Here is a 4,431-nt window from a genome sequence, read left to right as displayed (position 1 = left end):
GCTAGGTCTAACTTTTTGGGGTCACATCAATTCGGGGGCTTTGTTTTACCTATATTTTTTTGACCGCCCGTAAACGGGGCGATATATTTTCATGGTCATTTACCTTGGATGTCGATTATCACATATTCTGACCGGGTCCCGGTCTTAAATTTCATGGCCCAATCGGAAATGCCGGAGGTCACGATAAAATCGGTGTTTCCACGGCGTTCCAATCCATAGACGTTATCCTCTCCGATATGGAACCAGCGCATGAGCTGGACCATGGGGATCATCTGTCCTCCGTGGGTATGGCCGGACAGGACCAGGTCCACGCTGGCTGCAGCCTCGGCATCGTAATCACTGGGCTGATGGTCGAGGACGATGGTGTATTTATCTTTATCCAGATTTTTTGTCAAATCGGAAATACTGGCACGGCTGCCGCCGAAATCTTTTTCTTCGGAAGCATCCTGCCGCCCTACCAGATAGAAGCGATGGTCGATCAGGACGCTTTGGTCCTGTAATACGGTGACGCCGTTCTTTTGCAGTTCGGCCATGAGGTCATCGCCGTCGTATCCGCGCTGACCGTTGGCATAGCGTCCCTTGTCGTGATTGCCAAATACGTAGTAAACGCCGTAGGGTGCATGAAGCTGGCCCAAGGCTCGGCTGGCGGCCACCATATCGGCCTTGCTGGTACCCTCGTCGACAAAATCACCGTCAATGACGACGACGTCGGGTTTCTGTTCCTGAATCCGGGCAAGATGCGCTGCCAGTCCTTCACCGTCAAAGGTCGTCCCCACATGGGAATCAGCCAAGAGAGCCACCCGGAGTGACCCGACGGGCTTTGCGGTGGTCACGGTGTAGTCCGTTTGCCAGACATGGTTGGCCTGTATAAAGCCAACGGTCAGATAGATGACGGTAACCAGCACAGCCGCTATCCCCGCATAATGGCGCTGAAACGGTTTCTTCCGATATTTTTGAAGCGCCCATTGAAAGAAGGCTGCCATAATCCAGAACGCGGCAAGGTGCAGCAAAACAACGACGGCGTTCATAAAGCCCCACGCAATCCAAATAAGGGCCGTAGGCAGCAGAACCACAGCGGTACTGATCAGCCAGCCTGCCTCTTTACTTCCACGGGACAGGGCCGATACGAATCGGAATTTATGTACGTTATAAATCAAAAAGCATAGTCCGGCAAGGCAGAGCAGAAAGATCCCGCCAAATAAAATAGCCCACATCAAAGGGTATCATCACTCCTTCATAGGTGTTGTCCATATATCTTTGAATTTCACAAAATAGTAAAAACCCATAACAAGGCTTCGTATGTCACCTCAAGGATGGACCGCCATATTAGTATATTCGCCATCGTCTACCTGATACAGGACGTCCTGTTTCTTTACCGTCCCGCTGGTATACAAACGAAACCTTACAGATGTTTCGTGAAGAAGTCAGTCAGCTTCTCCACGGCCATAGTAACAAAATTATCCTTATAATACAAGTCCATATGTGATGCGCCTTCAATCTCATACAGTTCGGCATTGGAACCAGCAGCATGCACGGCATCATCGGAGAAATGGCACGTATCCGCTTCCGTACCGACAATCATCAACAAGGGACGAGGCGCAATCCATTCCATATGCTCAAAGGGCCGAAAGTGGGCCAGCACATCGTACTGCAGCCGTCCCCAGCCGGTAGAATTAGGATGCTTGCCAGGGCCTTCCACATAGTAGTCGTAGCATTCGCGGAACATGCTGCGTTCGGGGTAGCTCTCTGCTTCGGTACGGGTGCCGGGGTTCACATGAGTCAGGAAAGAGCCCTCGCCCTGTGCTTCTAAATTGCGTAAGATGCCGGCCTGATTCAATAGGAAGTCCCTCGTTTCCGGGTCTTGCAGCAATTCTCCTGCCGGATCGACGGCACTGACCGTCGCAATGGCTTTCATGCGGCGGTCCGTTTGTGCTGTGTAAGACACATAGCTGCCACCGGCGCAGACGCCGAGAATCCCCACCCGAGTTTCATCGACAAAGCTGCGGGCAGACAGGAACGACATGGCGCTGCGAATGTCCTCGGCACGCTGGAACGGATCTTCCAGACCGCGAGGTTCACCGCCGCTCTCGCCCTGACGGGCCGCATCGAAGGTCAGGGTAACAAAGCCCTTCTTAGAAAGCTCTTCGGCATAGCGGCCGGCGGTCTGTTCTTTGACGCCGCCTGCTGGATGGCAGCAGACGATACCGGCGCGTTTGCCGCCCATAAAATCATCGGGCAGATACAGAACGCCCGCAATGGTCAAGCCGTGACTCTGAAAGGTTATATTGGTTTTCATGATAATACCTCCATCGGTAGTAGAATGTTATAACTTACAACGATTTCCCAAGCTCATAGGCCCGGGTCATGACTGGCAACTTGGCCACATCATCCGGTGCGTTAGTGCTGCAGCCCCAGAGATGGCCGCCGATTTTATGCTTGCCCTCCCTTTTTGCCATAGCCGTCGATGGATTCCAGCATCATTTGCTCAATTTTCTCGACGGTGAAAGTAGTATAGATGGAAGGCTGCGCTCCAACTAAGGCAATGGCAGCACGCAGTTCGTTCAAAGATTCTTTTCGCTCCTTAATCTCAGCAAAGGAGGTCGGAAAGCCGAAGGAACGGTAGAAGGAAAACAGGGCCTGCAGTCCCTCTGCCAGAATCGCTTCATCAGACTTTCCGCTCCCATCTACGCCGAACACCTGAGTAAAGTAGTCCTTGAACACCGGTTGTCCGTCATAGCACTGCTTCAGCCAGTACGGAAACAGTACCGTAATGGCCTGCTTGTAGCCGACACCGTAGTAGTTCTGCATAATCCCTTCTAAAGGATAAAGACTCCAATCGCCGCTCTTCCCAAGTCCGGTCAGGCCACTGACATTCAGGGCACTGGCAACCATTAAATCGGTGCGAACAGACTGATTATCCGGTTCTTTGACTAGCTTATACAGATTAGCGCGGATACTGTTCATCAGGGTCAGGGCCATCGCCTCGGCAATGCCGGACCGTTCCAGCCCCAGGTAGGCAATGGACACCTGAACAAAGGCGGTGAGTTGCCCCTCAATCAACGACGCGACGGGCAGTTTTGTGATATAAGCTGGATTTAACCAGGTGAAATTCGGATATACGCCGGATAGACCTGCTTGTTCCGTCGTTTCGTCGTTGGTAATCTGCGCGGAACCGTTCATGTCCGACCCGGAAGATGGAAATGTGGGAATCATACCGACCGGCAAGTGCTCCTGTGTGTCCGGCTCGGCCTGATAGGTAACGTAGTCCCAGATGTCACGGCTCTGCTTGACCCCAAAGGCAATGGTCTTGGCAATGTCCATGCAGCAGCCTCCGCCAATGCCGAGTACACAGTCGATGTTCTTTTCACGGCAAAGGGCAATGCCTTTCCGCACGACATTCAGCGACGGCACCCGGTTTCCCCGCAGCTCTTCACGCTCTATATGGGCCGCTTCCAAAGCATCGACCAAGGGCTGATAGTTGCCATTTTTAATAAAGCTCTCGCCGCCGAGAATAAGCAAAACACGATGACCGTACTGCTGAATCTCTTTGATGACATTGGAAAGCTGATGTTCCCCGCAAAACAGTTTCACGGGATTGTAATACATGAATTCGTTCATGGTTCCTCCTTAAAAATAGTGAATCAAAATCGTGTCAGTAAAAAAGTATTAAAACTATATAATCTATATTTAGGACTAATTAATTAACAAATAAAGGGCCTTTTACAGCCCTTTCATGGCATTGATGCAGTCCGTCACATAGCGTCTCGTCAGGGATATAAGCAGCTCCCGTTCCTCTTTACTCAATCCCTTCATCGCTTGGCGTTCACTTTCCCGCACCTTATGCATGATGCGCTCTGCCTCACGCCGGCCTTCTTCGGTGAAGTGGATCGTCTTGTTCCGCCGATCTTCCGGCAGCTCCTGCATCCGAATCCATCCTTTTTTATAAAAGGCCGTGACGGACGTATTGACGGTTTGCTTGGGAAGAAAACACTGCTCACACAGCATCTTCTGGGTACAATTTTCGGTATCGTAAAGCGCGGAAAGGATGGAAAGGCTGGTGAAATTTAATTCCACAGACTTGGCATAGTCCTCATAAGCGGCATTCCATTCGTTCAGGCAGGCGCAATAATCTTGAATCAACTGGCTGATCATATCTTCCATAAGTATCTCCTTAGTACGATTTTATATTAGTCTTAATTTTGTACTATTATAAAATAGGCCTCCCTATTTGTCAATAAAGATTGGCACTTTTTTAGGATAATGCTAAGGTTAGATTTGAATTAAAGCGTAACATTCGCCTCGAAATACATATTCCTGCGACGGAACGCCTTGGATACATCCTATGCGTATGCCCTTAGGCTTGATCCGCATGGACAGACTGCCCTTGATTCCTTATACTGCTAGTCGCCTCCACCCGTAAAACGGGTGGCT

Annotated in this window: 5 protein-coding genes; all 5 read right to left on the bottom strand. The window is 50.6% G+C overall.

All coding sequences use genetic code 11. The features are described 5' to 3' along the window. Nucleotides 1–95: 95 nt before the first annotated feature. Nucleotides 96–1,157 (bottom strand): metallophosphoesterase, encoded by a 1,062-nt coding sequence (locus HMPREF3201_RS04940; protein ID WP_206671171.1) that lies wholly within the window; start codon nucleotides 1,155–1,157, stop codon nucleotides 96–98. Nucleotides 1,158–1,402: 245 nt separating this feature from the next. Next, nucleotides 1,403–2,296 carry an alpha/beta hydrolase gene (locus HMPREF3201_RS04935; protein WP_062412019.1) on the bottom strand — a complete coding sequence of 298 codons (894 nt, stop codon included), beginning with the start codon at nucleotides 2,294–2,296 and terminating at the stop codon, nucleotides 1,403–1,405. 34 nt (nucleotides 2,297–2,330) lie between these two features. Beyond that, entirely contained in the window at nucleotides 2,331–2,456 is a 126-nt protein-coding gene (locus HMPREF3201_RS12040; RefSeq protein WP_255353899.1) for a hypothetical protein, read from the bottom strand. Then, nucleotides 2,431–3,618, bottom strand: a complete 1,188-nt coding sequence (locus HMPREF3201_RS04930; protein WP_062412018.1) for an iron-containing alcohol dehydrogenase — start codon at nucleotides 3,616–3,618, stop codon at nucleotides 2,431–2,433. The genes HMPREF3201_RS12040 and HMPREF3201_RS04930 overlap by 26 nt, the downstream gene beginning before the upstream one ends. Nucleotides 3,619–3,720: 102 nt before the next feature. Next, on the bottom strand, nucleotides 3,721–4,161 hold the full coding sequence (locus HMPREF3201_RS04925; protein WP_062412017.1) for a MarR family winged helix-turn-helix transcriptional regulator: 441 nt from the start codon (nucleotides 4,159–4,161) through the stop codon (nucleotides 3,721–3,723). Nucleotides 4,162–4,431: the final 270 nt, after the last annotated feature.

This window comes from Megasphaera sp. MJR8396C (assembly GCF_001546855.1).
GTDB lineage: Bacteria > Bacillota > Negativicutes > Veillonellales > Megasphaeraceae > Megasphaera.
The sequence above is the reverse complement of the archived record's forward strand: the minus strand, read 5'-3'. Positions and strand labels throughout refer to the sequence as shown.

What these genes read in the sequence shown, in the direction of transcription:
- HMPREF3201_RS04935 (WP_062412019.1), bottom strand. Translation starts at nt 2,296, where the DNA reads ATGAAAACCAATATAACCTTTCAGAGTCACGGCTTGACCATTGCGGGC.
- HMPREF3201_RS12040 (WP_255353899.1), bottom strand. Translation starts at nt 2,456, where the DNA reads ATGGCAAAAAGGGAGGGCAAGCATAAAATCGGCGGCCATCTCTGGGGC.
- HMPREF3201_RS04930 (WP_062412018.1), bottom strand. Translation starts at nt 3,618, where the DNA reads ATGAACGAATTCATGTATTACAATCCCGTGAAACTGTTTTGCGGGGAA.
- HMPREF3201_RS04925 (WP_062412017.1), bottom strand. Translation starts at nt 4,161, where the DNA reads ATGGAAGATATGATCAGCCAGTTGATTCAAGATTATTGCGCCTGCCTG.